Below are 23,599 nucleotides of genomic sequence, written 5' to 3'. Positions count from 1 at the left end.
TCTAGCCGGATGGCGTCATCCGGCAACCGGCGTGACCGATGGCTGCTTGTGTTTTAGACGTCCGTATACCAGCAACGACGACATGGCGGAAAACGAGAGCAGGGCGGCGGGAAGCGCCACATAGTGGTACGCAAAACCTAGCGTCAGCATCAGCCCGCCGCACCAGGCGCCAATCGCGCTACCGAGATTAAACGCGATTTGCCCTCCCGCCGCGCCCAGCAGTTCGCCGCCTTTGGCGTTTTGCAGTAGCAGGATTTGCAGCGGCGCAGAGAGCGCAAACAGACCAGCGCAGCAGATAAACGCGAAAGTCAGCGATGCCGTTTTGTATCCGCTGAAGAAAAAGAGCGCCATGAGAGAGAGCACGATAACGAGGTCAGTCACTACCGCGATGCGCAGCGGCGTATATCTGCCGGAGAGTTTGCCGCTTAACAGATTGCCTAACACCATCCCCAGCCCGACCAGCATCATAATAAACGTCATGCTCGTCTCCGAAAAACCGGAGATGTACATCATAAATGGCTTGATATAGCTGAACCAGGCAAAAACGCCCGCATTGCCGAACATCGTGGCGGCGAAAATGAGCCACGGCGCAGGACTACGCAAGAAGTGGAACTGCTCGCGCAGGCTGCCTTGGGCTTTGTCACGGATATCCGGCACCCAGAAGAAAATCGCGGTGAGCACGGCGATGTTGAAAACCGCGATCAATAAAAAGGTGTAGCGCCAGCTAAATTCCTGGCTCAGGTAAGTGCCGACCGGAATGCCCACCAGATTCGCCACCGTCATCCCTGAAACCATACCCGCGACGGCGGCGGTGACTTTCCCGGGGCGGATAATCTTTGACAGGACAATGGCGCCGACGCCAAAAAAGGCGCCGTGCGGAAAGCCGGAAACCAGTCTGCCGACGGCGAGCATCAGATATGACGAGGAAAAGGTAAATATGGCATTGCCCATCACGCACAGCGTGACCAGAAACAGCAGTATATGTTTAAGCGAAAAGCGGCTGGAAAAGAGCGCCATAACAGGCGCGCCCAGCACGACGCCGAAGGCGTAAAACGAGATCATATGCCCGGCGGCGGGAATTGTTATCCCGACATCGCGTGCCAGCTCCGTCAGCACGCCCATAATGCCAAACTCGGCCATCCCCAGTCCGAACGTACCCAGCGCCAAAGAAAAAATAACTTTTTTCATACCACCTGCCGAAAATAAAGGCGCATGTCGCGCGCTGTGGCTGTGAATTGTCACAGCCAATCAACGTATAGCTTGCGGATAAGCGCGAGGTAATACCATTCCTTATCCGTCTTTGTGTATTCATTATTATGCTATGTCATGACGGTATGCTGTGCGCAGGATGACACTCGCGTTACTCCACAGCAAACGCTTTGTCCAGTTTGCTATAACCAAGCCCATTGATTTTTTTCACTTTTATCTGCACAGGGATACGTTCTTTCATGGCTTCCACGTGGCTAATCACACCGATGGTCTTCCCGCTGGCATTCAGCGCGTCGAGCGCATCCAGCGCGGCGTCCAGCGTTTCGCTATCAAGCGTGCCGAAGCCTTCGTCGAGGAACAAAGAATCAATGCGCGTTTTATGGCTGACCAAATCTGATAACGCCAGCGCCAGCGCCAGGCTGACCAGGAAACTTTCGCCGCCTGATAACGTTCGCGTATCGCGCACGGCGTCGGCCTGCCAGGTATCGACAACCTCCAGTTCCAGCGCGTCGCTGGCTTTGCGCTGCAATAAATAGCGGCCATGCAGGCGGGTGAGCTGATGATTCGCCAGCCAGACCAGATTATCCAGCGTCAGTCCCTGGGCGAATTTGCGGAACTTATCACCTTCTTTAGAGCCGATCAGCGCATTGAGATAGCCCCAGTCTTCCACTTGCTGAGAGGTTTGCTTCATTTCCGCCATCAGCGCGCGTTGGCGCTGCCGATTATCTGCATCCTGTTTAATTTGCTGGCGGATTTCCCCCTGGCGTGTCGTGTTTTCGCGCAGTTGTTGCGCCAACTGCGTCAGCCGCTGCGCGAGCTGCTCCGCCGTACACGTTGGGTCCAGACCGGCGGGCGGCTGTTGCTGATGGTCAGCCAGCGCCTGCGCGGACTGCGCGCTTAACGCCTTCGCTTGTTGTAGCTGACTTTCCAGCGTTTGTTGTTGTTTTTCCAGACGGGTCACGGTCTCTTCATCCAGCAACGCCGCCAGGAACGTTGCCTGGCTGTCAAACGGGCTATTTTTTAACGCCGCATCAAAGTGCGCTATTGCCTCGGCGGCGCGCTGCTGTTCCTGCGTCGTCTGTTCCTGCAGGGTTTGCAACTGGCTTTGTAATGACACGCACTCATCATGCGCCTGCCGCCAGTTATCCAGCGGCACGTCGTCGTCGGAATCCGCGGTATCCGTTTGCGGTAGCGTCTCCAGCAACGGGGCAAGCCTGTCGATCTGCATTTGCAAATCCGCGAACTCGGTCTGACGCTGTTGCCATATTTTCGCTTCGTCGGCGCGCTCATTCAGCCATGAGGCTTCGTCTTCTGGCGCAGGAAGGGAAAGCGTATACTGCGCCAAATCAGCCGTCAGCGACGCCTGACGCTGCGCAATCTGCGCGGTAAAGCGCGCTACCTGTTCAGTATGCGCCGCGATTTGCGTTTGTAGAGCATGACGCTGGCTGAGCTGATCCAACTGTTGCTCATGCTCTTCCGCGGCGGTCAGCCAGCCCGCGAGGTCTTCTTGCGGCTGGAGCTGAACGCCCAGCGTAGCGCACAGCGTTTGCCATTCCTCAGTAAGCGCTTGCTCCTCCTGCAACAACGACTGCGCCTCGCTTTCATCCCGCTGTAATTGTTGCGTTAAGGCATCTAACTGTCCTCGCAGCGCCGCGCCTTCTTCCGCCAGCGTTTTGACCTCTTTTTCCAGCGCGTCGCGGCGGGTTTGATTCGCGCTCAGTTCCAGCGCCTGATAGGCGGCGATGGCGGGGTGCGTCGTCGAGCCGCAAAGCGGACACGGCTGGCCGGACTGTAAGTGCGCCCGCTGGCTTTCCAGATCTTTGATGCGCGCCTCCTGCTCGCAAATAGTGCGAACGTCCGCAAGCTCCTGCGCTTTAGTCTTATAACTCAAACGCTTATCCGCCAGACGTTGGGTGTATTGCGCCTGCTCCTGATGATGACGCGCGATAGCTGCCTGTAGCTGCGCCTGACGCTTTTGTTTCGGGAGAATTTGCCCCTGAAGCGCGGCGAGACGATGGCGTAGCGGACGCTGCCGGGTATGCAATGCTCTGGCTTCCGCCAGCGCCTGTGGCGTGAGGTCGAGCGTGAGCGGCGGTAGCGCATCACGCTGACGCGTATCGCTCAGCAACTGCTGTTGCCATTGGCTCAGTTGCGCCCGATCGTGGGATTGTTGTGTTAATAATGCTCGCCACCCCGCCAGTTCGCTGCGCCAGACGCGGATGCCGTCGTGTTCCGCCAGCCATGTCTTCAACCGCTGCCCTGTGGCGTTCAGTTGCGTGAATTGTCGATGCGCGCAGGCGCGGATACGCTGGCGCAGGCGATACGCGCTTTGTAAGCGAGCATTCACTTCATCACTGTGCTGGCGAACACGCTCAACGGCGCGGGTTTGTTCCTGAATGCGCTCCCAGTGCGGGCGCAACTGGCGAGCAGGTTGCGCCAGTGTCAACGCCGCGAGCTGCGGCTGCGCTTTTTCTCGCGCCTCTTGCGCCGCGTACAGCGCCTGCTGCCGGGCGTGTAATTCAGTGTGGAGCTCGTTTTTTCGGGTCAGCCAGTGAAGGTGCTGCTGCTGTCCCTGCTGGTCGGCCAGCAGGCGTTTCTCTTCGTCAGTAAGCGCCTGCAAACTGGCTTCCAGTTGCTGTAACTGTTCGTCCGCCAATAGGGCGACGCCGCTGGCCTGCGCTTGTAACTTTTCCAGTTCGAGACGGGCTGATTTATGTTTTTCAAATACCTGTGCGGAGATCTGCCCGTAAATCTCAGTGCCGGTGAGCTCCTCCAGAAGCTCTGCGCGCTCTTTCGCTTTGGCGTTAAGAAAGGCGGCGAACTGCCCCTGTGATAACAACATCGAACGAGTGAAGCGCCCGTAGTCCAGCCCGGTCAACGTGGCGATCATCTCCAGTTTATCCTTTACCTTATCGGCAAAGATCTTTCCGTCTGAACACCGCGCCAGCTCCACGCGTGGGGCCTGGAGATTGCCGTCAGGCTGATTTCGGGCTCGGTTCTGGCTCCAGAACGCGCGCCAGGCTTCGCCTTTTACCTCGAACTCCACTTCGGCCAGACATTCCGCCGTATCGCGCGTCATCAAATCGTTTTGCGACTGCGATACCGTATTCAGGCGCGGCGTTTCGTGGTACAGCGCCAGGCAGATGGCGTCAAGCAAGGTGGTTTTTCCCGCGCCGGTCGGGCCGGTAATGGCGAATAACCCGTTACTGGCAAACGGTTCGGCGGTAAAATCGACCTTCCATTCTCCTTTCAGCGAGTTCAGGTTTTTCAGACGCAAACTGAGAATTTTCATGCCTCATGCTCCTCATTCAACGCGTAGAGCGTGCTGGAAAAGAGCTGATTCAGGCGCTCGCGCTGCGGGGGATCTAACGCTTCCAGCGCCAGACGCCGCGCAAAAACCTCCTCCACGCTAAGCTCGCTTAATGTTTCCCGCCGCTCGTTCGCCAGCGAGCGCTCACGCTGTTCGCGGCTACGGCGCACCAGTAATACCTCTACGGGGAGTGACTCCGTTAATGTCTGTATTCTGCGTTGGATATCGTGCAGATAATCATCTGTGGTGATTTCAATATCCAGCCAGACGGGGGGCGATTGCTCAACGCCGCGCCACTGCTCAAGCTGTTCGGTAATTGATGCCAGGTCGCCTTTTAAAACCGCCAACGGTTGAGTCACGGGGACAGCCAGACTTTCGGTGCTTTGCCATTTCCCCTGGTCGAAGGTCACCAGATGCACGCATTTGCTTTTGCCGCACTCATCAAAGCTGAGGGCGATGGGCGAGCCGCAATAGCGGATATGCTCCGTGCCGCCGACACATTGCGCGCGGTGAATGTGTCCTAATGCGATATAATCCGCGGGGGGGAAATGCTGCGCCGGAAAGGCATCCAGCGTACCGATATAAATGTCGCGAACCGCATCGCTTTTGCTGGCGCCGACGGTGGTTAAATGTCCCGTCGCGATAACCGGCAGCTTTCGTTCGCCGCGTAGCTGGCACGCTTCCTGATGCTGCTGTTGATAATAATCGGCAATCGCATGAAGAAGTTGCTGCTGTTTCTCGCTGCCGGATAACCCCGCCTGACTGGTAATAATGTCGCGCGGGCGCAAAAAGGGAATGGGGCACAGTACGGCACCCGGAGAACCGTCGCGACGATGAAGTAGCCGCGGCGCATAGCCCGCGCTGGCGATCACGGTTGTATTGAGAAACGCCAGAATGTCGCGCGACTCGTTTAGCGTGGCGACGGAATCATGATTACCGGCCAGCACCACCAGATGACAGCCCGTTTGCTGTAAATTAACGACGAAACGGTTATAAAGTTCTCGGGCATAGCTTGGCGGCGAACCGGTATCAAAAATATCGCCAGCGACAATAATGGCATCCACCTGATGGGCCTGCGCGGTCTCCAGCAGCCAGTCCAGAAAAGCCTGATGCTCCGCGGCGCGGCTTTTACTGTAGAAGTTTTGTCCCAGATGCCAGTCAGAGGTGTGGAGGATGCGCATAATTGTTCCATGCAAAAAAAGCGTGAACGGGATTATACACGTCCTCCCTTCCATTTTTGGGCGCAATTTACCGCCGGTACACGGTAATGCACGGTTTCACCGGTGTCATAAATCATCAACATGCTGTCAATGCCGCCTTTTTTTTTCATAAATCTGTCATAAATCTGACGCATAATGGCGCGGCATTGATAACTAACGACTAACAGGGCAAATTATGGCGAGACGTATTCTGGTCGTAGAAGATGAGGCGCCGATCCGTGAAATGGTGTGCTTCGTGCTCGAACAAAATGGCTTTCAGCCCGTAGAAGCCGAAGATTATGACAGTGCGGTGAATAAACTTAATGAACCCTGGCCGGATCTCATCCTTCTTGACTGGATGTTGCCCGGCGGGTCAGGGTTACAGTTTATTAAACATCTCAAACGTGAAGCCATGACCCGGGATATTCCTGTGGTTATGCTGACCGCAAGAGGTGAGGAAGAAGATCGTGTGCGCGGGCTGGAAACCGGCGCTGACGATTACATTACCAAGCCGTTTTCCCCCAAAGAGTTGGTGGCGCGCATTAAAGCCGTTATGCGGCGCATCTCGCCGATGGCGGTCGAAGAGGTGATCGAGATGCAGGGACTGAGCCTTGATCCTGGCTCTCACCGCGTGATGACCGGCGACAGCCCGCTGGATATGGGGCCGACCGAATTTAAATTACTCCATTTCTTTATGACGCACCCGGAACGGGTTTACAGCCGCGAACAGCTACTCAATCATGTCTGGGGCACCAATGTGTACGTTGAAGACCGGACGGTCGACGTGCATATTCGCCGTTTGCGTAAGGCGCTGGAGCACAGCGGCCACGACCGGATGGTGCAAACGGTACGCGGGACAGGGTATCGTTTTTCGACCCGCTTTTAATGCCTTTTCCGCCAGTAGAACACAGGTTTCTGGCGGAGAAGGCTTTCCATTCTTGAGGGAGTATGACGCGTGCTGGAACGGCTGTCATGGAAAAGGCTGGTGCTGGAGCTGGTGCTCTGTTGCATCCCCGCGCTTATCCTTAGCGCTTTTTTTGGTTATCTGCCGTGGTTTTTACTGGCGGCGGTGACGGGACTGCTTGTCTGGCATTTCTGGAATTTGTTACGCCTCTCCTGGTGGCTTTGGGTCGACAGAAGTATGACGCCGCCGCCGGGGCGGGGAAGTTGGGAACCGCTGTTATACGGTTTACACCAGATGCAGTTGCGAAATAAGAAGCGTCGCCGCGAGCTGGGGAACCTGATTAAACGTTTTCGCAGCGGCGCGGAGTCGCTGCCTGATGCCGTGGTACTGACCACAGAAGAGGGCGGCATTTTTTGGTGTAACGGTTTGGCGCAACAGATACTGGGGCTACGCTGGCCGGATGACAACGGGCAGAATATTCTCAATCTACTGCGTTATCCGGAGTTTACCCAGTATTTAAAAACGCGTGATTTCACCCGTCCGCTTCATTTGGTGCTCAATACCGGGCGGCATCTGGAGATCCGCGTCATGCCTTATACCGATAAACAACTCCTGATGGTGGCGCGCGATGTGACGCAAATGCATCAGCTTGAAGGCGCCAGACGTAACTTTTTCGCCAACGTTAGCCATGAGTTGCGTACGCCCTTGACGGTATTGCAAGGCTATCTGGAAATGATGCAGGAACAGGCGCTGGAAGGGGCGACGCGAGAGAAAGCGCTGCATACGATGCGCGAGCAAACGTATCGTATGGAAGGGCTGGTAAAACAACTGCTTACGCTGTCTAAAATTGAGGCGGCTCCGGCGCTGTTATTAAATGAAAAAGTGGATGTACCGATGATGCTGCGGGTCGTGGAGCGTGAAGCGCAGACGCTCAGCCAGCAGAAACATACCTTTACGTTTGAGGTCGACGATAGTCTTAGCGTTCTGGGCAATGAAGAGCAGCTACGTAGCGCGATCTCAAACCTGGTGTATAACGCAGTAAACCATACGCCGGCGGGAACGCATATTACGGTGAGCTGGCGACGTGCCGCGCATGGCGCTGAATTTTGCATTCAAGATAACGGTCCGGGGATTGCTGCCGAGCATATTCCTCGTCTGACCGAACGCTTCTACCGCGTCGATAAAGCGCGTTCGCGGCAAACGGGCGGCAGCGGCCTGGGATTGGCGATTGTGAAACATGCGTTGAATCACCATGAAAGCCGCCTTGAAATCGACAGTTCGCCTGGCAAAGGAACGCGATTTAGCTTTGTGCTGCCGGAACGTTTAATTGCCAAAAATAGCGATTAATTGCCTTTCGTAAGTATAACTTTCCATAAGCCAGCGGATGCTGGCTTATTTTCTTTGCAGTTAAGACGGGCTCGTTGAAACATTCAACGTTTGGTGATTTTTTGTTCGCATGATTAGCCATAACTTTTTCATGAGAATGGTGTTTTATTCTGGTTGTAAATTTCATATCGCTATATTCATCTGGTTTTTAGATCCCACCTTGCTTTAAAACGTTATAAGCGTTTAAATTGCGCTTCAGGTGCTGTCATTACGACTGCATTTGCGCGGTAAATCGAAAAACAATTCTTCGCCGCATCGGTCCGGGAGCTTTTCCCGCTGAAATTGATAAAAAACGCCGCTTTATAATCCTCCGGGAAAGGCAAAAATTTTAATGTTTACAACATCACCATCCACAGGCAGTAAGACTTTATGACCCATCAGTTAAAATCGCGCGATATCATCGCCCTGGGCTTTATGACATTTGCGCTGTTCGTTGGCGCAGGCAATATTATCTTTCCTCCTATGGTCGGTTTGCAGGCGGGTGAACACGTCTGGACAGCCGCTATTGGCTTTCTGATTACCGCCGTAGGGCTACCGGTTCTTACTGTTGTGGCGTTGGCGAAAGTCGGCGGCGGCGTAGACAGCCTCAGTACGCCGATTGGTAAAGTGGCGGGACTCCTGCTGGCGACCGTTTGCTATCTGGCCGTCGGGCCGTTATTTGCGACGCCGCGTACCGCGACGGTGTCGTTTGAGGTCGGTATCGCTCCGTTGACCGGCGATTCTGCAATGCCGTTGCTGATTTACAGCGTGGTCTATTTCGCTATCGTTATTCTGGTTTCCCTCTATCCGGGTAAACTGCTGGATACGGTAGGGAATTTCCTGGCGCCGTTGAAAATTATTGCGCTGGTCATCCTTTCCGTCGCGGCTATCGTTTGGCCTGCCGGCCCAATCAGCAACGCCCTGGACGCTTATCAGAATGCGGCCTTTTCTAACGGATTTGTGAACGGCTATCTGACGATGGATACGCTTGGCGCGATGGTGTTTGGTATCGTTATTGTGAACGCGGCGCGTTCTCGCGGCGTGACCGAAGCGCGCCTGTTGACGCGTTACACGGTCTGGGCCGGCCTGATGGCGGGCGTGGGGCTGACGCTGCTTTACCTTGCCTTGTTCCGCTTAGGTTCTGATAGCGCGACGCTGGTCGATCAGTCAGCGAACGGCGCGGCGATTCTTCATGCCTACGTTCAGCATACCTTTGGCGGCGCGGGAAGCTTCCTGCTGGCGGCGCTGATCTTTATCGCGTGTCTGGTGACGGCGGTGGGGCTGACCTGCGCCTGCGCTGAGTTTTTCGCGCAGTATATTCCGCTGTCTTACCGCACGCTGGTCTTTATTCTCGGCGGCTTCTCTATGGTGGTGTCAAACCTCGGACTGAGCCATCTGATTCAAATTTCCATTCCGGTGCTGACGGCTATCTATCCGCCGTGTATCGCACTGGTTGTATTAAGTTTTACCCGCTCATGGTGGCATAATTCCACCCGCATCATCGCGCCGGCCATGTTTATCAGTCTGCTTTTTGGTATCCTTGACGGCATCAAAGCATCTGCCTTTGGCGATATGCTGCCAGCCTGGAGTCAGCGTTTGCCGCTGGCGGAACAGGGACTGGCGTGGTTGATGCCAACGGTGGTGATGGTGATCCTGGCGATTATCTGGGATCGCGCGGCGGGTCGGCAGGTGACCTCCAGCGCTCACTAAAATCGCTGACATATGTGTACACCACGGGGCTTAACGCCCCGTGGTTTTTTATTGTGTTGATAGGTCAGAAATTGATGGAAAGCAATAATAAGCTAAAGCGTGGGCTGAGCACCCGGCACATTCGCTTTATGGCATTAGGTTCGGCAATCGGCACCGGCCTGTTTTACGGCTCGGCGGACGCCATCAAAATGGCGGGGCCGAGCGTGCTGTTGGCCTATATTATTGGCGGGGTCGCGGCATATATCATTATGCGCGCATTGGGGGAAATGTCCGTTCACAACCCTGCCGCCAGCTCATTTTCGCGCTATGCGCAGGAAAACCTCGGCCCGCTTGCGGGCTACATTACCGGCTGGACCTACTGTTTTGAGATCCTGATCGTCGCCATTGCCGACGTGACCGCGTTCGGCATTTACATGGGAGTCTGGTTCCCCGCCGTGCCGCACTGGATTTGGGTACTTAGCGTGGTGCTGATCATTTGCGCCATCAACCTGATGAGCGTCAAGGTGTTCGGCGAGCTGGAGTTTTGGTTCTCCTTCTTCAAAGTCGCCACCATTATTATCATGATTGTCGCGGGTATCGGCATCATTGTGTGGGGAATTGGCAACGGCGGGCAGCCGACCGGCATTCATAACCTGTGGAGCAACGGCGGCTTCTTCAGCAATGGCTGGCTGGGAATGATCATGTCGCTGCAAATGGTGATGTTCGCTTATGGCGGGATTGAGATTATCGGTATCACCGCCGGGGAAGCGAAAGACCCGGAGAAATCCATTCCGCGCGCCATTAACTCAGTACCGATGCGTATCCTGGTATTTTATGTCGGCACGCTGTTCGTCATTATGTCTATCTATCCGTGGAATCAGGTCGGCACAAACGGCAGCCCATTTGTGCTGACGTTCCAGCATATGGGGATTACCTTTGCCGCCAGCATTCTGAACTTTGTGGTATTGACCGCCTCGCTTTCCGCTATCAATTCTGATGTGTTTGGTGTAGGCCGTATGCTGCATGGTATGGCGGAGCAGGGGAGCGCGCCGAAAGTCTTTGCCAAAACGTCACGCCGTGGTATTCCGTGGGTCACTGTGCTGGTGATGACGATTGCGCTGCTGTTTGCGGTTTACCTGAACTACATCATGCCGGAAAACGTCTTCCTGGTGATTGCCTCGCTGGCGACGTTTGCGACGGTATGGGTATGGATTATGATCCTGCTGTCGCAAATCGCCTTCCGTCGTCGTTTACCGCCGGAAGAGGTAAAAGCGCTGAAATTTAAGGTGCCGGGCGGTGTCGTAACGACGATAGCGGGTCTGATTTTCCTGGTCTTCATTATTGCGCTTATCGGCTACCATCCGGATACCCGCATCTCACTGTACGTGGGTTTTGCGTGGATAGTTCTGCTGTTGATTGGCTGGATGTTTAAACGCCGTCGCGACCGTCAATTGGCGCAGGCGTAGTCGTTTTTCTCTGCCTTATCCGGTCTGCAGGCAACGGTAGACCGGATAAGCGGAGCCGCTTCTCCTCCTGGAGCCTCCTCCCCTAATAAACCCCTGGATGATGAGTTATCCTTTAAATCTCTATGGCAAGGTGGCCCCATTTTCAGTAGAGGGGATACGAGATGTTGAATGCCTGGCACTTACCGGTTGCCCCATTTGTGAAGCAACATAACGATAAATTAACCATTACGCTGTGGCTGAGCGGAGAAAATCCGCCGTCTCGCGTGACGTTGCGCTCAGAATTCGATAATGAAGAAATCTCACTGGCGATGCGCAAACAGCGCCGCCAGCCGCAGCCGGGTGTGACGGCGTGGCGAGCGACGCTCAATATCGCGTTAGGGCAACCCCGTCGCCGTTACAGCTTTAAATTGCTTTGGCACGACCGCCAGCTTTGGTTTACGCCGCAGGGATTTAACCGCTTCCCACCGGCGCGTCTGGAACAATTTGCCGTTGATGTTCCGGACAGCGGCCCGCAGTGGGTCGCCGATCAAATTTTTTATCAGATCTTCCCGGATCGTTTTGCCCGCAGCGCGACGCGTGAAGCCGATCAGGACCGGGTGTACTACCATCATGCCGCAGGTCAGGAGATTGTGCTGCGCGACTGGGACGATCCTTTAACCCCCCAGGCGGGCGGTTCCACCTTTTACGGCGGCTGTCTGAATGGCATTTGTGAGAAGCTGCCGTATCTGAAAACACTGGGCGTCACAGCGCTATATCTGAATCCGGTATTTACCGCGCCGAGCGTCCATAAGTACGACACGGAAGATTATCGCCATGTCGATCCGCAATTTGGCGGCGATCGGGCGCTGCTACGCCTGCGGCGTAAAACCCAGGCGCAGGGCATGAGGCTGGTGCTGGATGGCGTGTTTAACCATAGCGGCGACTCGCATGCGTGGTTTGACAGGCATAACCGCAGCACTGGCGGCGCGTGCCATCACCCGGACTCGCCGTGGCGTGACTGGTACTCCTTTTCACCACAAGGCGTGGCGCTGGACTGGCTGGGTTATCCGAGCCTGCCGAAACTCGATTATCAATCAGAAACGCTGGTGGATGAGATCTATCGCGGTGAGGACAGTATCGTTCGTCACTGGCTAAAGGCTCCGTGGAATATGGACGGCTGGCGGCTGGATGTCGTACATATGCTGGGCGAGGCGGGCGGGGCGCGTCATAATTTGCAGCACGTCGCCGGTATTACCCGGGCGGCAAAAGAGGCGCAGCCCGAAGCCTATATTGTGGGGGAACATTTCGGCGATGCGCGGCAGTGGCTACAGGCCGATGCGGAAGATGCCGCCATGAATTATCGCGGCTTCACCTTCCCGCTATGGGGATTTCTCGCCAATACTGATATCGCTTACGAACCACAGCATATTGATGCCCGGACCTGTATCGCGTGGATGGATAACTACCGCGCCGGGCTGTCACATCAGCAACAACTGCGCATGTTTAATCAACTCGACAGCCATGATACTGCGCGCTTTAAAACTCTGCTGGGTAAAGACGCGGCGCGCCTGCCGCTGGCGGTGGTCTGGCTGTTTACCTGGCCCGGCGTGCCATGTATTTATTACGGCGATGAAGTCGGCGTGGACGGCGCAAATGACCCCATGTGCCGCAAACCGTTCCCATGGGATGAACGCAAGCAGGACGGCAACTTGCTGGCGCTGTACCAGCGTATGGCGAAACTGCGCCAGAGCAGTCTGGCGCTGCGTCGTGGCGGATGCCAGGCGCTGTATGCCGAAGGTGACGTAGTGGTATTCGTGCGAGTTTATCAGCAGCAGCGGGCGCTGGTGGCGATTAACCGGGGCGAGGCCTGTGAAGTGGCGCTGGAAGCGTTGCCGTTGCTGAACGTGGCCGGATGGCAATGTAAAACGGGAAGCGGTGACATCCGTGAGGGAAGACTTAGTTTACCCGCGATTTCCGCGACGGTATGGATGAATCGTTGAGGCGAGGTGGTTCGTAACACCTTACGCATAAAAAAGGCTCGCATTCGCGAGCCTTTTATCAATGCACTGACTTACAGGCTGGAAATGTTCTCAGCCAGGTATTTAGCCACGCCGTCCGGAGAGGCGTTCATGCCTTCTTTGCCTTTTTCCCACTGCGCCGGGCAGACATCGCCGTGCTCTTCGTGGAACTGCAGCGCGTCGACCATACGCAGCATTTCGTCGATATTACGACCCAGCGGCAGATCGTTTACGACCTGGTGGCGAACAATACCGTTAGCGTCAATCAGGAAAGAGCCGCGCAGCGCAACGCCTTCGTCCGGATGTTCGATACCGTAAGCTTTCTGAATTTCACGCTTCACGTCAGCGACCATTGCGTATTTCACCGGGCCAATGCCGCCTTTATCGACAGGGGTGTTACGCCATGCGTTGTGAACGAACTCAGAGTCGAAAGAAACGCCAACCACTTCAACGCCGCGCTTCTGGAATTCTTCATAACGTTTATCAAAGGCGATCAGCTCAGACGGGCAAACAAAAGTGAAGTCCATCGGCCAGAAGAACAGAACGGTCGTTTTACCATTGGTGTGCTGTTTGAAGTTGAATTTATCAACAATCTCACCGCTACCCAGTACCGCCGCAGCGGTGAAATCCGGGGCCTGACGAGTAACCAGTACCATAATAATTCTCCTGCAATATTAAGGGTTTTAGAACGCAACGCGGGCAGTATAGGGAGGGCGAAGCGACAAAACAATGCGGTCTTGACAATCAATGAGACAGCTTTTGCCTATCGATCGGGTTATTATAAATCGTAATGATGACCCTTTTATGACAGCGAACGATCTTTCTGCCAACGGCGGATCTGACGCACGCCCTCGCTATCAGGCCGTCACAGCGCTTTGCGGGCGGCCTGTGCCATCATACGCGGATAAAAATGCCAGAAGAGCTCTTCTAACGCGTCGTAGTGCGCGTCCAGATCGTACCAGGAATCACGCAAGGCATCCAGCCGGGGACGGCGATTCGCCATGCCATTCAGCACGTTTTGAATGAAATCCATATCGCGATACCGCTCTAACCATTTTTCTGACCAAAGATAATCATTCAGGTTGACAAAGCGCGGCGGGGAGTCGGGCAGAATCGTCGCGACCTGCGCATGGGCGTAGCCGACAAACGCCTGAAGTGGAAAATCAGGGGAGATTTGCGTCCAGTGGCGCGATAAAAAATGATCCCACATGACGTCCAGCGTAATGGGCGCCACGCGCCGCGTTTCATGGCGGAACCACTCTCGCGCCTCACGAACTTCCGGCAGGTTGTCGGTCATGACGTCAATACGCCGATGCATATAAATACCCTCTACCACGTCAGGAGGGTAATGTGTTGCCGGGTTACCGCGGACAAAATCGGCCAGAAGATTACCGGAAAGCGAGCTGTCGGCAAGGTGCGCCAGATGCAGGTGAGCAAGAAAATTCATTATTGATTCTCTGTCCAAAAAGCGGGTAACGGTTGCAGCGGGAACGCCCCGGCACTAGACTACCCGCCTCTTATTTTAGTCTGAGTCAGAGTCATGCGCGTTACCGATTTTTCCTTTGAACTACCCGAATCCCTGATTGCCCACTACCCACAGCCGGAACGCAGTCGCTGCCGTTTGCTGTCATTAGAGGGGCCGACGGGCGCGCTGACGCACGGTACTTTCACCGATCTGCTCGATAAGCTCAACCCTGGCGATTTGCTGGTCTTCAATAATACCCGCGTGATCCCGGCGCGGCTCTTTGGCCGTAAAGCCAGCGGCGGCAAGATAGAAGTGCTGGTCGAACGTATGCTCGATGATAAACGCATCCTGGCGCATATTCGCGCTTCTAAAGCGCCAAAACCGGGCACGGAACTGCTACTGGGCGACGACGAAAGTATCCACGCGACCATGACCGCGCGTCACGGCGCTCTGTTTGAAGTTGAGTTTAATGACCCGCGTCCGGTGCTGGATATTCTCAACGCCATCGGCCATATGCCGTTGCCGCCGTACATCGACCGTCCGGACGAGGACGCCGATCGCGAACTGTACCAGACGGTCTACAGTGAAAAACCGGGCGCCGTCGCCGCGCCGACCGCGGGGCTGCACTTTGATGAGCCGCTGCTGGCGGCGCTTCGTGAGAAAGGTATCGAAATGGCGTTTGTTACGCTACACGTAGGCGCGGGCACTTTCCAGCCGGTGCGTGTCGATACCATTGAAGATCACATCATGCACTCCGAATATGCTGAGGTGCCGCAAGAGGTGGTCGACGCGGTGCTGGCGGCGAAAGCGCGCGGCAACCGCGTGATTGCGGTCGGCACGACCTCGGTACGCTCGCTGGAAAGCGCGGCGCAGGCGGCAAAAAGCGATTTGATAGAGCCGTTCTTCGGCGATACGCAAATATTTATTTATCCAGGTTATCAATACAAAGTGATTGATGCGCTGATCACCAACTTCCATCTGCCGGAATCGACGTTGATTATGCTGGTTTCCGCATTTGCCGGTTATCAACACACCATGAATGCCTATAAGACTGCGGTAGAACAAAAATATCGCTTTTTTAGCTACGGGGACGCGATGTTTATCACGTACAATCCGCAGGCTATTTTTGAGCGTCCGTAAGAAGGCTATCTCACTTGCCATTTTGACGCCGGGCAGTGCTCGCCATCCTCACGTACTGCGTGTACGCTCCGGTGGTTGTGCGCTGGTCGACCCCAAACTGGCTGCGCCGATGACGCCTTCGGGAATTTATTAGCTATGGAATCATTCCGTAGCGAGTCGTTAAACGTCGGACTGTTTTTCTGACGCAGGAGTGATAATGAAATTTGAGTTAGATACCACCGATGGTCGTGCGCGTCGCGGTCGTCTGGTGTTTGATCGTGGCGTAGTGGAAACGCCTGCTTTTATGCCTGTGGGTACTTACGGTACCGTGAAAGGCATGACGCCGGAAGAAGTGGAAGCGACCGGCGCGCAGATTATTCTCGGCAACACTTTCCACCTGTGGCTGCGCCCGGGTCAGGAAATCATGAAGCTGCATGGTGACCTGCACGATTTTATGCAGTGGAAAGGGCCGATTCTTACCGATTCCGGCGGCTTCCAGGTCTTCAGCCTCGGCGATATTCGTAAGATTACCGAGCAAGGCGTGCACTTCCGTAACCCGATCAACGGTGATCCGATTTTCCTCGATCCGGAAAAGTCGATGGAGATCCAGTACGATCTCGGTTCCGATATCGTGATGATCTTTGATGAATGTACGCCGTACCCGGCAGACTGGGACTATGCTAAACGCTCGATGGAGATGTCGTTGCGTTGGGCGAAGCGTAGCCGCGACCGTTTTGATAGCCTTGGCAATAAGAATGCGCTTTTTGGCATCATTCAGGGCAGCGTTTACGAAGATTTACGCGATATCTCGGTGAAAGGTCTGGTAGAGATTGGCTTTGATGGCTACGCTGTCGGCGGTTTGGCTGTCGGTGAGCCGAAAGCAGATATGCACCGCATTCTGGAGCACGTTTGCCCGCAGATCCCGGCTGACAAACCGCGTTACCTGATGGGCGTGGGTAAACCGGAAGATCTGGTGGAAGGGGTGCGTCGCGGTATTGATATGTTTGACTGTGTCATGCCAACGCGAAATGCCCGTAATGGTCATCTGTTTGTGACCGACGGCGTGGTGAAGATTCGTAATGCAAAGCATAAAAGCGACACCAGCCCGCTTGACGCCGAGTGCGATTGCTACACCTGTCGCAATTATTCACGCGCTTACTTGCATCATCTCGACCGTTGCAACGAAATATTAGGTGCGCGTCTCAATACCATTCATAACTTGCGTTACTACCAGCGTTTGATGGCGGGTTTACGCAAGGCTATTGAAGAGGGTAAATTAGAGAGCTTCGTAACCGAGTTTTACCAACGTCAGGGGCGACCCGTTCCACCTTTGAACGTTGATTAATTTTAATAATGAGGGAATTTGAATGAGCTTTTTTATTTCTGATGCGGTAGCGGCAACAGGTGCTCCAGCGCAGGGCAGCCCGATGTCTCTGATTTTAATGCTGGTGGTGTTTGGTCTGATTTTCTATTTCATGATCCTGCGCCCGCAGCAGAAGCGCACCAAAGAGCACAAAAAGCTGATGGACTCCATTGCGAAAGGTGATGAAGTTCTGACGAATGGCGGTCTGGTTGGTCGAGTGACCAAAGTAGCGGAAGCCGGCTACATTGCCATCGCGCTGAATGACACCACGGAAGTGGTTATCAAACGTGACTTCGTAGCTGCCGTTCTGCCGAAAGGCACCATGAAGGCGCTGTAATATTTCGTTTTCCCAAAGGGAACTGCCGTGTTAAACCGTTATCCTTTGTGGAAGTACATCATGCTGGTCGTCGTGATTATCGTCGGCCTGCTTTACGCACTTCCCAACCTGTATGGTGAGGATCCGGCTGTTCAAATCACTGGCGTGCGCGGCGTCGCCGCCAGTGAGCAAACGCTGATCCAGGTCCAGAAAACGTTACAAGAAGAAAAAATTCCCGCTAAGTCTGTGGCACTGGAAGAGGGCGCTATTCTTGCGCGCTTCGACACCACCGATACCCAGCTACGCGCCCGTGAAGCGCTGATGAGCGTGCTGGGGGATAAATATGTCGTGGCGCTTAACCTTGCGCCGGCTACGCCGCGCTGGTTGGCGGCTATTCACGCCGATCCGATGAAGCTCGGTCTTGATCTGCGCGGCGGCGTTCACTTCCTGATGGAAGTGGATATGGATACCGCGTTAGGTAAACTCCAGGAACAAAATATCGATAGCCTGCGCAGCGATCTGCGTGAAAAAGGCATTCCTTATACCACCGTTCGTAAAGAAAATAATTATGGGCTGAGCATCACGTTCCGTGACAGCAAAGCGCGTGATGAGGCGATCGCCTATCTGACGCCGCGTCATCGTGACCTGGTGATTTCCAGCCAGAGCGGTAATCAACTTCGCGCGGTAATGACCGATGCGCGCCTGAGCGAAGCGCGCGAATACGCCGTTCAGCAGAACATTAATATTCTGCGTAACCGTGTTAACCAACTGGGCGTCGCGGAGCCTGTCGTACAACGCCAGGGCGCAGACCGTATTGTGGTTGAGCTGCCGGGTATCCAGGATACCGCTCGCGCGAAAGAAATTCTCGGCGCGACCGCGACGCTGGAATTCCGTCTGGTGAATACCAACGTTGACCAGGCCGCCGCTGCTGCCGGGCGCGTACCGGGCGATTCCGAAGTGAAACAGACCCGCGAAGGTCAGCCGGTGGTATTGTACAAACGCGTGATCCTCACCGGCGACCATATCACCGACTCGACGTCCAGCCAGGATGAATATAACCAACCGCAGGTTAACATCTCGCTGGATAGCGCAGGCGGCAATATCATGTCTAACTTCACTAAGGACAATATCGGCAAACCGATGGCGACCCTGTTTGTGGAGTATAAAGACAGCGGTAAGAAAGACGCTAACGGTCGCGCCGTACTGGTGAAACAGGAAGAGGTGATTAACATTGCCAACATCCAGTCTCGGCTGGGTAACAGCTTCCGTATTACCGGTATCAGCAACCCGAACGAAGCGCGTCAGCTCTCGTTGTTGCTGCGTGCGGGCGCCCTGATTGCGCCGATTCAGATCGTTGAAGAGCGCACCATTGGCCCGACTCTGGGTATGCAGAACATCAAGCAGGGCCTGGAAGCCTGTCTGGCCGGTCTGGTGGTCTCCATCCTGTTCATGATCTTCTTCTATAAGAAGTTTGGTCTGATTGCGACCAGCGCGTTAGTGGCTAACCTGGTGTTGATTGTCGGTATCATGTCGCTGTTGCCGGGGGCAACGCTCAGTATGCCGGGGATTGCGGGTATCGTGTTAACCCTTGCGGTGGCGGTCGACGCCAACGTTCTGATTAACGAACGTATCAAAGAAGAGTTGAGTAATGGCCGCACGGTACAGCAGGCGATAAACGAAGGCTATGCCGGCGCGTTCAGTTCCATCTTCGATGCGAACATCACGACGCTGATTAAAGTCATCATTCTGTATGCCGTTGGTACCGGGGCAATTAAAGGGTTCGCGATTACGACCGGTATCGGTGTGGCGACGTCGATGTTTACCGCGATTATCGGTACGCGTGCTATCGTAAACCTGCTATATGGCGGCAAGCGCGTCACTAAGCTGTCAATCTGAGGAGTGCGATGTGGCACAGGAATACACTGTTGAACAACTAAACCACGGCCGTAAAGTCTATGACTTTATGCGCTGGGACTTCTGGGCATTCGGCATCTCCGGGCTGTTGCTGATCGCGGCCATTGTCATTATGGGCGTACGCGGGTTTAACTGGGGGCTGGATTTCACCGGTGGTACGGTAATTGAAATCACGCTGGAAAAACCGGCTGAAATGGACGTGATGCGCGAAGCGCTGCAAAAAGCGGGCTATGAAGAGCCGCAGTTGCAGAACTTTGGCAGCAGTCACGACATTATGGTGCGTATGCCGCCAACCGAAGGTGAAACCGGCGGTCAGGTACTGGGTAGCAAAGTGGTGACGATCATTAATGAAGCCACCAACCAGAACGCGGCCGTGAAGCGTATTGAATTCGTGGGGCCAAGCGTGGGCGCCGATCTGGCGCAAACCGGCGCTATGGCGCTGCTGGTGGCGTTGATCTCTATCCTCGTTTATGTCGGTTTCCGCTTTGAGTGGCGACTGGCGGCAGGGGTGGTCATCGCGCTGGCGCACGACGTGATCATTACGCTGGGGATACTGTCGCTTTTCCATATCGAGATTGACCTGACCATTGTGGCATCGTTGATGTCGGTGATCGGTTACTCGCTGAACGACAGTATCGTGGTCTCCGACCGTATTCGTGAAAACTTCCGCAAAATCCGTCGCGGGACGCCTTACGAAATCTTTAACGTGTCGCTGACCCAGACGCTACACCGTACGTTGATTACCTCCGGTACGACGTTAGTGGTAATTCTGATGCTGTACCTCTTCGGCGGTCCGGTACTGGAAGGCTTCTCGCTGACGATGCTGATCGGTGTCTCTATTGGTACGGCATCTTCTATCTATGTCGCATCGGCGCTGGCGCTGAAACTCGGTATGAAGCGCGAGCATATGCTGCAGCAGAAAGTCGAAAAAGAAGGGGCGGATCAGCCGTCCATTCTGCCGTAAACACGTATTTAAGTGTTATCTGAATCCCGGTCATGCGATCGGGATTTTTTTATTTATGTACCATGACGATAAACATTACTGACAGTATGCTGTCAGGAGCCCTGTCATACACTCCTCATGAATTTACCCACACTCGCAGGAGGATGTATGAAAAACTTGATTAACTGGTTTGAAATTCCAGTTACTGATATGGCGCGTGCAATCGCCTTTTATGAGCAAGTGATGCAGATATCGTTACGTCGGGAAACCATGGATGGGGCGGACCTGGCCGTATTCCCGTATGCTGAACCCGGACCCGGCGGAGCGCTGATAAAGCAGGATGATGTCGCTCCAGTTGCGCAGGGAGTCGTTATTTATCTGCATACCGCCGATTTGTTAGCCTCGATTGAACGTGTCGTCCTTGCCGGTGGCAAGTGTGTTCTGGAACCCATGGTTCCCGGAGATGACATTGGAACCATCGCGTTGTTTATTGACAGCGAAGGCAACCGAATAGGTTTACATCAACCTGCGTGATATTTGCTAAATGTAGAGAGTCAATATGACCAGACGCGCTGACCGTTTGTTTCAGATCGTGCAAATTTTGCGGGGTAGACGACTGACGACGGCAGCGCTGTTGGCACAGCGGCTTGCGGTTTCTGAACGGACGATTTATCGCGATATTCGCGATCTGTCGTTATCCGGTGTGCCTGTCGAAGGTGAAGCGGGGAGCGGATACCGTTTAATGGCGGGTTTTGATCTGCCGCCCTTGATGCTTACCCATCGTGAATCGGAAGCACTGATGGTGGCTATACGGTTATTGAAAACCTGGGGCGGCGATTCGCTATCGCGCGAGCTTGAATCCGCCCAGGAAAAAGTGTTGGCTATTTTACCGGAAGAGAGCCGTCGTAAAGCGGAGCAGACACGGATTTACGCTCCGGATTTGGGTACATCTCCACATTCGCGCAGCGCGTTTGATCTTATCCATCAGGCCGTTTCGGCGCAGCAGGTGTTGGCGCTACATTATCGTGATGAAGCGGGGCATCTCTCTTCGCGGGATATACAACCGCTGGGATTGTTTTTCTGGGGAGAGCACTGGCTACTGGTTGCCTGGTGTGAGAGACGGGAAGACTATCGGTGTTTTCGCCTCGATCGCTGTTTACAAATTACTCCGCTTAACCGGCGATTTCGTGAAACAATCGACCGTTCTTTGCGTGATTTTTTGCGTAAAGTTGAGCACGAAAAAATGCCGTAAGATGTGATAGCGATAACTCCAACGCTTGTAAAACGGGTTGATTGGTCATCAGTTTGCCTGAAATAGCCTTCCTTACCTGGATATATAAGTTGCACAGAATCATTGCTAAAAGCCCGGCTTCGCGGGAAACTGCGCATAACCCTTTGTATTATTCAGGTACCTGTTAATTATGGCTATCATCCCAAAAAACTACGCGCGCCTGGAAAGCGGCTATCGTGAAAAAGCGCTGAAGCTGTTTCCGTGGGTGTGCGGACGTTGTTCCCGTGAGTTTGTGTATTCAAATCTGCGTGAGCTGACGGTGCATCATATCGATCATGACCACACCAATAACCCGGAAGACGGCAGCAACTGGGAGCTATTGTGCCTCTACTGCCACGATCACGAGCATTCCAAATATACCGAAGCCGATCAGTACGGTTCGACGGTCATTGCCGGGGAAGATGCGCAAAAAGATGTCGGCGAGGCGACTTATAACCCGTTTGCCGATCTGAAAGCGATGATGAACAAAAAGAAATAAGCAGGCTGCTGACAAAGTTGTTGGTGCTGTTGAATGTTAGGTTACGCTTCGCTCCACCCAACGGAATCCGCAATATAAATGAATTATTGGTTTTCGTAGGTCGGATGCAATCTGGCATTTTTTCAGCCCCGGAGTTTGTCGCCAGCCCCAAACGTCCTGTAACGCATACATTGTCACTGGAATCCCGATCGCAAGGTTGGGATTTTTTTGTTTTTAAGTCCTGCCGATACTGGCGAGCAGAGTAGAATCAGCGGTAAGCCGGGGCAACCCGGTGAGGCGCAATGTTGCGGGGGCTTGATCCCCGGTGGCCTTGTCGCTGGAAAGAGAAAACCCCCGCACATTGTTCGGTATTCACCGGCAACATTACGGGGGCTAACTTGACCCTAGACAAGTTGAGGATAGCCGCGAACCGTTGCCATTGCAACAAAGGCGGCAATATGACGCTCACAGAGTTGAGCATTACTATCTGGCACGATCTGGCGGCACCAACGCTGGTCGGGATTGCGACAGGTCTGTTTTTAGGCTGGTGGCATCGCCGGAAGTAATGTGAAGTGGGCGCGACTCGCCGCCGCATGGCAGCATGCGCCCGAAACGGGCCAGAGGACGACCTCTGGCCTTTTTTGCAGGTTTAGAAGTTGTAACCCACGACCAGGTAGCCGCCCCAGCCGGTAGATTTCGCGCTGAAATCGCCGTCGCCCCAGTTCAGTTTTGCGCCATTCTGCCACTGTCCGCCGTTATGGAAGTAACGCGCAACGACCGAGTAGTGCCAGTGATCGTAGTTCAGCGCCAGGATATGGCTGGAAGCGATGGAGTTGCTGGTACGGTTCGGATCGTCGCCTAAATCAGATCCCCAGTCAAAGTTGGTAAAGCCGATATAGCTCAGTTTACCGCCCCACAGATCGGTGATGGGGACGAAGTATTTCACTTTGAAACGGTAGCCGTCCCATTCGTTTTCATTGGACGCGCCGTAGTTTTGCCACTGATATTTCGCATACACGTTCAGCGACAGGCCCATCGGCAGGCCGGTGTCGATATCGGTCCCCAGACCCATATACCACGTGCTCTGGCGGCTGGCTTTGTTATCGCCCATATCGTAGATGTAGTTGTTGGCGAAATACCACTCTTTAAACGGGCCGAAGCTCAGGTCTGCGCCGGTCAGCTTATCAATTGAGAAACGCGGTTCGATTTCCATGAACAGCGGAGAACCGTCGGACCAGATACCTTTATCGTTGCCGTTACCCCAATCAAAGGTTTTGGGAATATCGATATAGCCGTAGAAATCAAACCAGTCTTTTTTGGCAAATGCTTCATATTCCAGATAGACGTCGTTGTTCAATTTCGGCGAGAAACGGGTATGGTAGCTGCCTACCACGTTTACGCTCTGGTGCCACCAGTCGGACAAATACTGCGGCTGATCATTTTCTGCTGCGTTAGCAGTAAAAGATGAGGTGAGCGCCAGCGCTGCGCTGACTGCGAGTAAAGTTTTTTTCATATGTATGCCACTGTTTGAAATCCCTTGCGGGAGTGAAAAGAACGCAATTTGCGTTTCTAAATATTTCGTGTTTCTGCGG

Annotated in this window: 20 protein-coding genes; 14 read left to right on the top strand and 6 right to left on the bottom strand. The window is 54.3% G+C overall.

Features of this window, described 5'->3' with window-relative positions:
• Positions 1–15 precede the first annotated feature (15 nt).
• The 3 genes from araJ to sbcD form a co-directional block, all read right to left on the bottom strand.
• Positions 16–1,188: an MFS transporter AraJ gene (araJ, locus tag J4617_RS17980; RefSeq protein WP_000755630.1), complete on the bottom strand. Its 1,173-nt coding sequence runs from the start codon at positions 1,186–1,188 to the stop codon at positions 16–18.
• 172 nt (positions 1,189–1,360) lie between these two features.
• Positions 1,361–4,501 carry an exonuclease subunit SbcC gene (sbcC, locus tag J4617_RS17975; RefSeq protein WP_017465387.1) on the bottom strand — a complete coding sequence of 1,047 codons (3,141 nt, stop codon included), beginning with the start codon at positions 4,499–4,501 and terminating at the stop codon, positions 1,361–1,363.
• The gene (sbcD, locus tag J4617_RS17970) at positions 4,498–5,700 is read right to left on the bottom strand and encodes an exonuclease subunit SbcD (RefSeq protein WP_017465386.1); all 1,203 of its coding nucleotides are present in this window, start codon (positions 5,698–5,700) and stop codon (positions 4,498–4,500) included. Before sbcD ends, sbcC begins: the two co-directional genes overlap by 4 nt.
• A 214-nt stretch (positions 5,701–5,914) precedes the next feature.
• Between sbcD and phoB the strand changes: the two genes are divergently transcribed.
• The 5 genes from phoB to malZ all read left to right on the top strand — a co-directional run bounded on the left by phoB (position 5,915) and on the right by malZ (position 13,121).
• Positions 5,915–6,604 (top strand): phosphate response regulator transcription factor PhoB, encoded by a 690-nt coding sequence (gene phoB / locus J4617_RS17965; RefSeq protein WP_000113921.1) that lies wholly within the window; start codon positions 5,915–5,917, stop codon positions 6,602–6,604.
• Positions 6,605–6,673: 69 nt separating this feature from the next.
• Entirely contained in the window at positions 6,674–7,969 is a 1,296-nt protein-coding gene (gene phoR, locus J4617_RS17960; protein WP_000893642.1) for a phosphate regulon sensor histidine kinase PhoR, read from the top strand.
• 408 nt (positions 7,970–8,377) lie between these two features.
• The gene (gene brnQ / locus J4617_RS17955; RefSeq protein WP_000149625.1) at positions 8,378–9,697 is read left to right on the top strand and encodes a branched-chain amino acid transporter carrier protein BrnQ; all 1,320 of its coding nucleotides are present in this window, start codon (positions 8,378–8,380) and stop codon (positions 9,695–9,697) included.
• A gap of 74 nt (positions 9,698–9,771) precedes the next feature.
• Complete coding sequence (gene proY, locus J4617_RS17950) at positions 9,772–11,142, top strand: proline-specific permease ProY (protein ID WP_001537837.1); 1,371 nt, start codon at positions 9,772–9,774, stop codon at positions 11,140–11,142.
• Positions 11,143–11,303: 161 nt separating this feature from the next.
• Complete coding sequence (gene malZ / locus J4617_RS17945; RefSeq protein ID WP_017465384.1) at positions 11,304–13,121, top strand: maltodextrin glucosidase; 1,818 nt, start codon at positions 11,304–11,306, stop codon at positions 13,119–13,121.
• 71 nt (positions 13,122–13,192) lie between these two features.
• On the opposite strand, the gene J4617_RS17940 is transcribed toward malZ, so the two are convergent.
• Positions 13,193–13,795 carry a peroxiredoxin gene (locus J4617_RS17940; protein WP_000244731.1) on the bottom strand — a complete coding sequence of 201 codons (603 nt, stop codon included), beginning with the start codon at positions 13,793–13,795 and terminating at the stop codon, positions 13,193–13,195.
• Positions 13,796–14,004: 209 nt separating this feature from the next.
• Positions 14,005–14,586, bottom strand: coding sequence for an ACP phosphodiesterase (gene acpH / locus J4617_RS17935; RefSeq protein ID WP_017465383.1), 582 nt, complete (start codon positions 14,584–14,586; stop codon positions 14,005–14,007).
• Between the two features lie 93 nt (positions 14,587–14,679).
• On the opposite strand from acpH, the gene queA reads away from it, so the two are divergent.
• From queA to J4617_RS23200, 9 genes are all read left to right on the top strand, one after another.
• Positions 14,680–15,744, top strand: a complete 1,065-nt coding sequence (queA, locus tag J4617_RS17930; RefSeq protein WP_001266524.1) for a tRNA preQ1(34) S-adenosylmethionine ribosyltransferase-isomerase QueA — start codon at positions 14,680–14,682, stop codon at positions 15,742–15,744.
• A 196-nt stretch (positions 15,745–15,940) separates the two neighbouring features.
• Entirely contained in the window at positions 15,941–17,068 is a 1,128-nt protein-coding gene (gene tgt, locus J4617_RS17925) for a tRNA guanosine(34) transglycosylase Tgt (RefSeq protein ID WP_000667305.1), read from the top strand.
• Positions 17,069–17,090: 22 nt separating this feature from the next.
• Positions 17,091–17,423 carry a preprotein translocase subunit YajC gene (gene yajC, locus J4617_RS17920; RefSeq protein ID WP_000007628.1) on the top strand — a complete coding sequence of 111 codons (333 nt, stop codon included), beginning with the start codon at positions 17,091–17,093 and terminating at the stop codon, positions 17,421–17,423.
• 27 nt (positions 17,424–17,450) lie between these two features.
• A complete protein-coding gene (gene secD / locus J4617_RS17915) occupies positions 17,451–19,298 on the top strand; it encodes a protein translocase subunit SecD (protein WP_000934811.1) in 1,848 nt (615 codons plus the stop codon).
• A gap of 10 nt (positions 19,299–19,308) precedes the next feature.
• Positions 19,309–20,280 (top strand): protein translocase subunit SecF, encoded by a 972-nt coding sequence (gene secF, locus J4617_RS17910; RefSeq protein WP_000046629.1) that lies wholly within the window; start codon positions 19,309–19,311, stop codon positions 20,278–20,280.
• A 147-nt stretch (positions 20,281–20,427) separates the two neighbouring features.
• On the top strand, positions 20,428–20,793 hold the full coding sequence (locus tag J4617_RS17905) for a VOC family protein (protein WP_000793035.1): 366 nt from the start codon (positions 20,428–20,430) through the stop codon (positions 20,791–20,793).
• 25 nt (positions 20,794–20,818) lie between these two features.
• Positions 20,819–21,511, top strand: a complete 693-nt coding sequence (locus J4617_RS17900; RefSeq protein WP_000198318.1) for a YafY family protein — start codon at positions 20,819–20,821, stop codon at positions 21,509–21,511.
• Between the two features lie 169 nt (positions 21,512–21,680).
• Positions 21,681–22,028, top strand: coding sequence for an HNH nuclease YajD (gene yajD / locus J4617_RS17895; RefSeq protein ID WP_000974818.1), 348 nt, complete (start codon positions 21,681–21,683; stop codon positions 22,026–22,028).
• Positions 22,029–22,465: 437 nt separating this feature from the next.
• Positions 22,466–22,573: a type I toxin-antitoxin system toxin Ldr family protein gene (locus J4617_RS23200; RefSeq protein WP_000176312.1), complete on the top strand. Its 108-nt coding sequence runs from the start codon at positions 22,466–22,468 to the stop codon at positions 22,571–22,573.
• A gap of 83 nt (positions 22,574–22,656) precedes the next feature.
• Here the strand turns inward: J4617_RS23200 and J4617_RS17885 are convergent, their stop codons facing one another.
• Positions 22,657–23,520 (bottom strand): nucleoside-specific channel-forming protein Tsx, encoded by an 864-nt coding sequence (locus tag J4617_RS17885; RefSeq protein WP_000752021.1) that lies wholly within the window; start codon positions 23,518–23,520, stop codon positions 22,657–22,659.
• Between the last annotated feature and the right edge of the window lie 79 nt (positions 23,521–23,599).

The sequence above is a fragment of the Salmonella sp. 32010601201800023SM genome (genome assembly GCF_017572235.1).
Taxonomy (GTDB): Bacteria; Pseudomonadota; Gammaproteobacteria; order Enterobacterales; family Enterobacteriaceae; genus Salmonella; species Salmonella enterica.
Note: the sequence above shows the minus strand (reverse complement) of the source record. Positions and strands in the feature narration are given on the sequence as shown.

What these genes read in the sequence shown, in the direction of transcription:
- araJ (WP_000755630.1), bottom strand. Translation starts at nt 1,188, where the DNA reads ATGAAAAAAGTTATTTTTTCTTTGGCGCTGGGTACGTTCGGACTGGGG.
- sbcC (WP_017465387.1), bottom strand. Translation starts at nt 4,501, where the DNA reads ATGAAAATTCTCAGTTTGCGTCTGAAAAACCTGAACTCGCTGAAAGGA.
- sbcD (WP_017465386.1), bottom strand. Translation starts at nt 5,700, where the DNA reads ATGCGCATCCTCCACACCTCTGACTGGCATCTGGGACAAAACTTCTAC.
- phoB (WP_000113921.1), top strand. Translation starts at nt 5,915, where the DNA reads ATGGCGAGACGTATTCTGGTCGTAGAAGATGAGGCGCCGATCCGTGAA.
- brnQ (WP_000149625.1), top strand. Translation starts at nt 8,378, where the DNA reads ATGACCCATCAGTTAAAATCGCGCGATATCATCGCCCTGGGCTTTATG.
- proY (WP_001537837.1), top strand. Translation starts at nt 9,772, where the DNA reads ATGGAAAGCAATAATAAGCTAAAGCGTGGGCTGAGCACCCGGCACATT.
- malZ (WP_017465384.1), top strand. Translation starts at nt 11,304, where the DNA reads ATGTTGAATGCCTGGCACTTACCGGTTGCCCCATTTGTGAAGCAACAT.
- J4617_RS17940 (WP_000244731.1), bottom strand. Translation starts at nt 13,795, where the DNA reads ATGGTACTGGTTACTCGTCAGGCCCCGGATTTCACCGCTGCGGCGGTA.
- acpH (WP_017465383.1), bottom strand. Translation starts at nt 14,586, where the DNA reads ATGAATTTTCTTGCTCACCTGCATCTGGCGCACCTTGCCGACAGCTCG.
- queA (WP_001266524.1), top strand. Translation starts at nt 14,680, where the DNA reads ATGCGCGTTACCGATTTTTCCTTTGAACTACCCGAATCCCTGATTGCC.
- tgt (WP_000667305.1), top strand. Translation starts at nt 15,941, where the DNA reads ATGAAATTTGAGTTAGATACCACCGATGGTCGTGCGCGTCGCGGTCGT.
- yajC (WP_000007628.1), top strand. Translation starts at nt 17,091, where the DNA reads ATGAGCTTTTTTATTTCTGATGCGGTAGCGGCAACAGGTGCTCCAGCG.
- J4617_RS17905 (WP_000793035.1), top strand. Translation starts at nt 20,428, where the DNA reads ATGAAAAACTTGATTAACTGGTTTGAAATTCCAGTTACTGATATGGCG.
- J4617_RS17900 (WP_000198318.1), top strand. Translation starts at nt 20,819, where the DNA reads ATGACCAGACGCGCTGACCGTTTGTTTCAGATCGTGCAAATTTTGCGG.
- yajD (WP_000974818.1), top strand. Translation starts at nt 21,681, where the DNA reads ATGGCTATCATCCCAAAAAACTACGCGCGCCTGGAAAGCGGCTATCGT.
- J4617_RS23200 (WP_000176312.1), top strand. Translation starts at nt 22,466, where the DNA reads ATGACGCTCACAGAGTTGAGCATTACTATCTGGCACGATCTGGCGGCA.
- J4617_RS17885 (WP_000752021.1), bottom strand. Translation starts at nt 23,520, where the DNA reads ATGAAAAAAACTTTACTCGCAGTCAGCGCAGCGCTGGCGCTCACCTCA.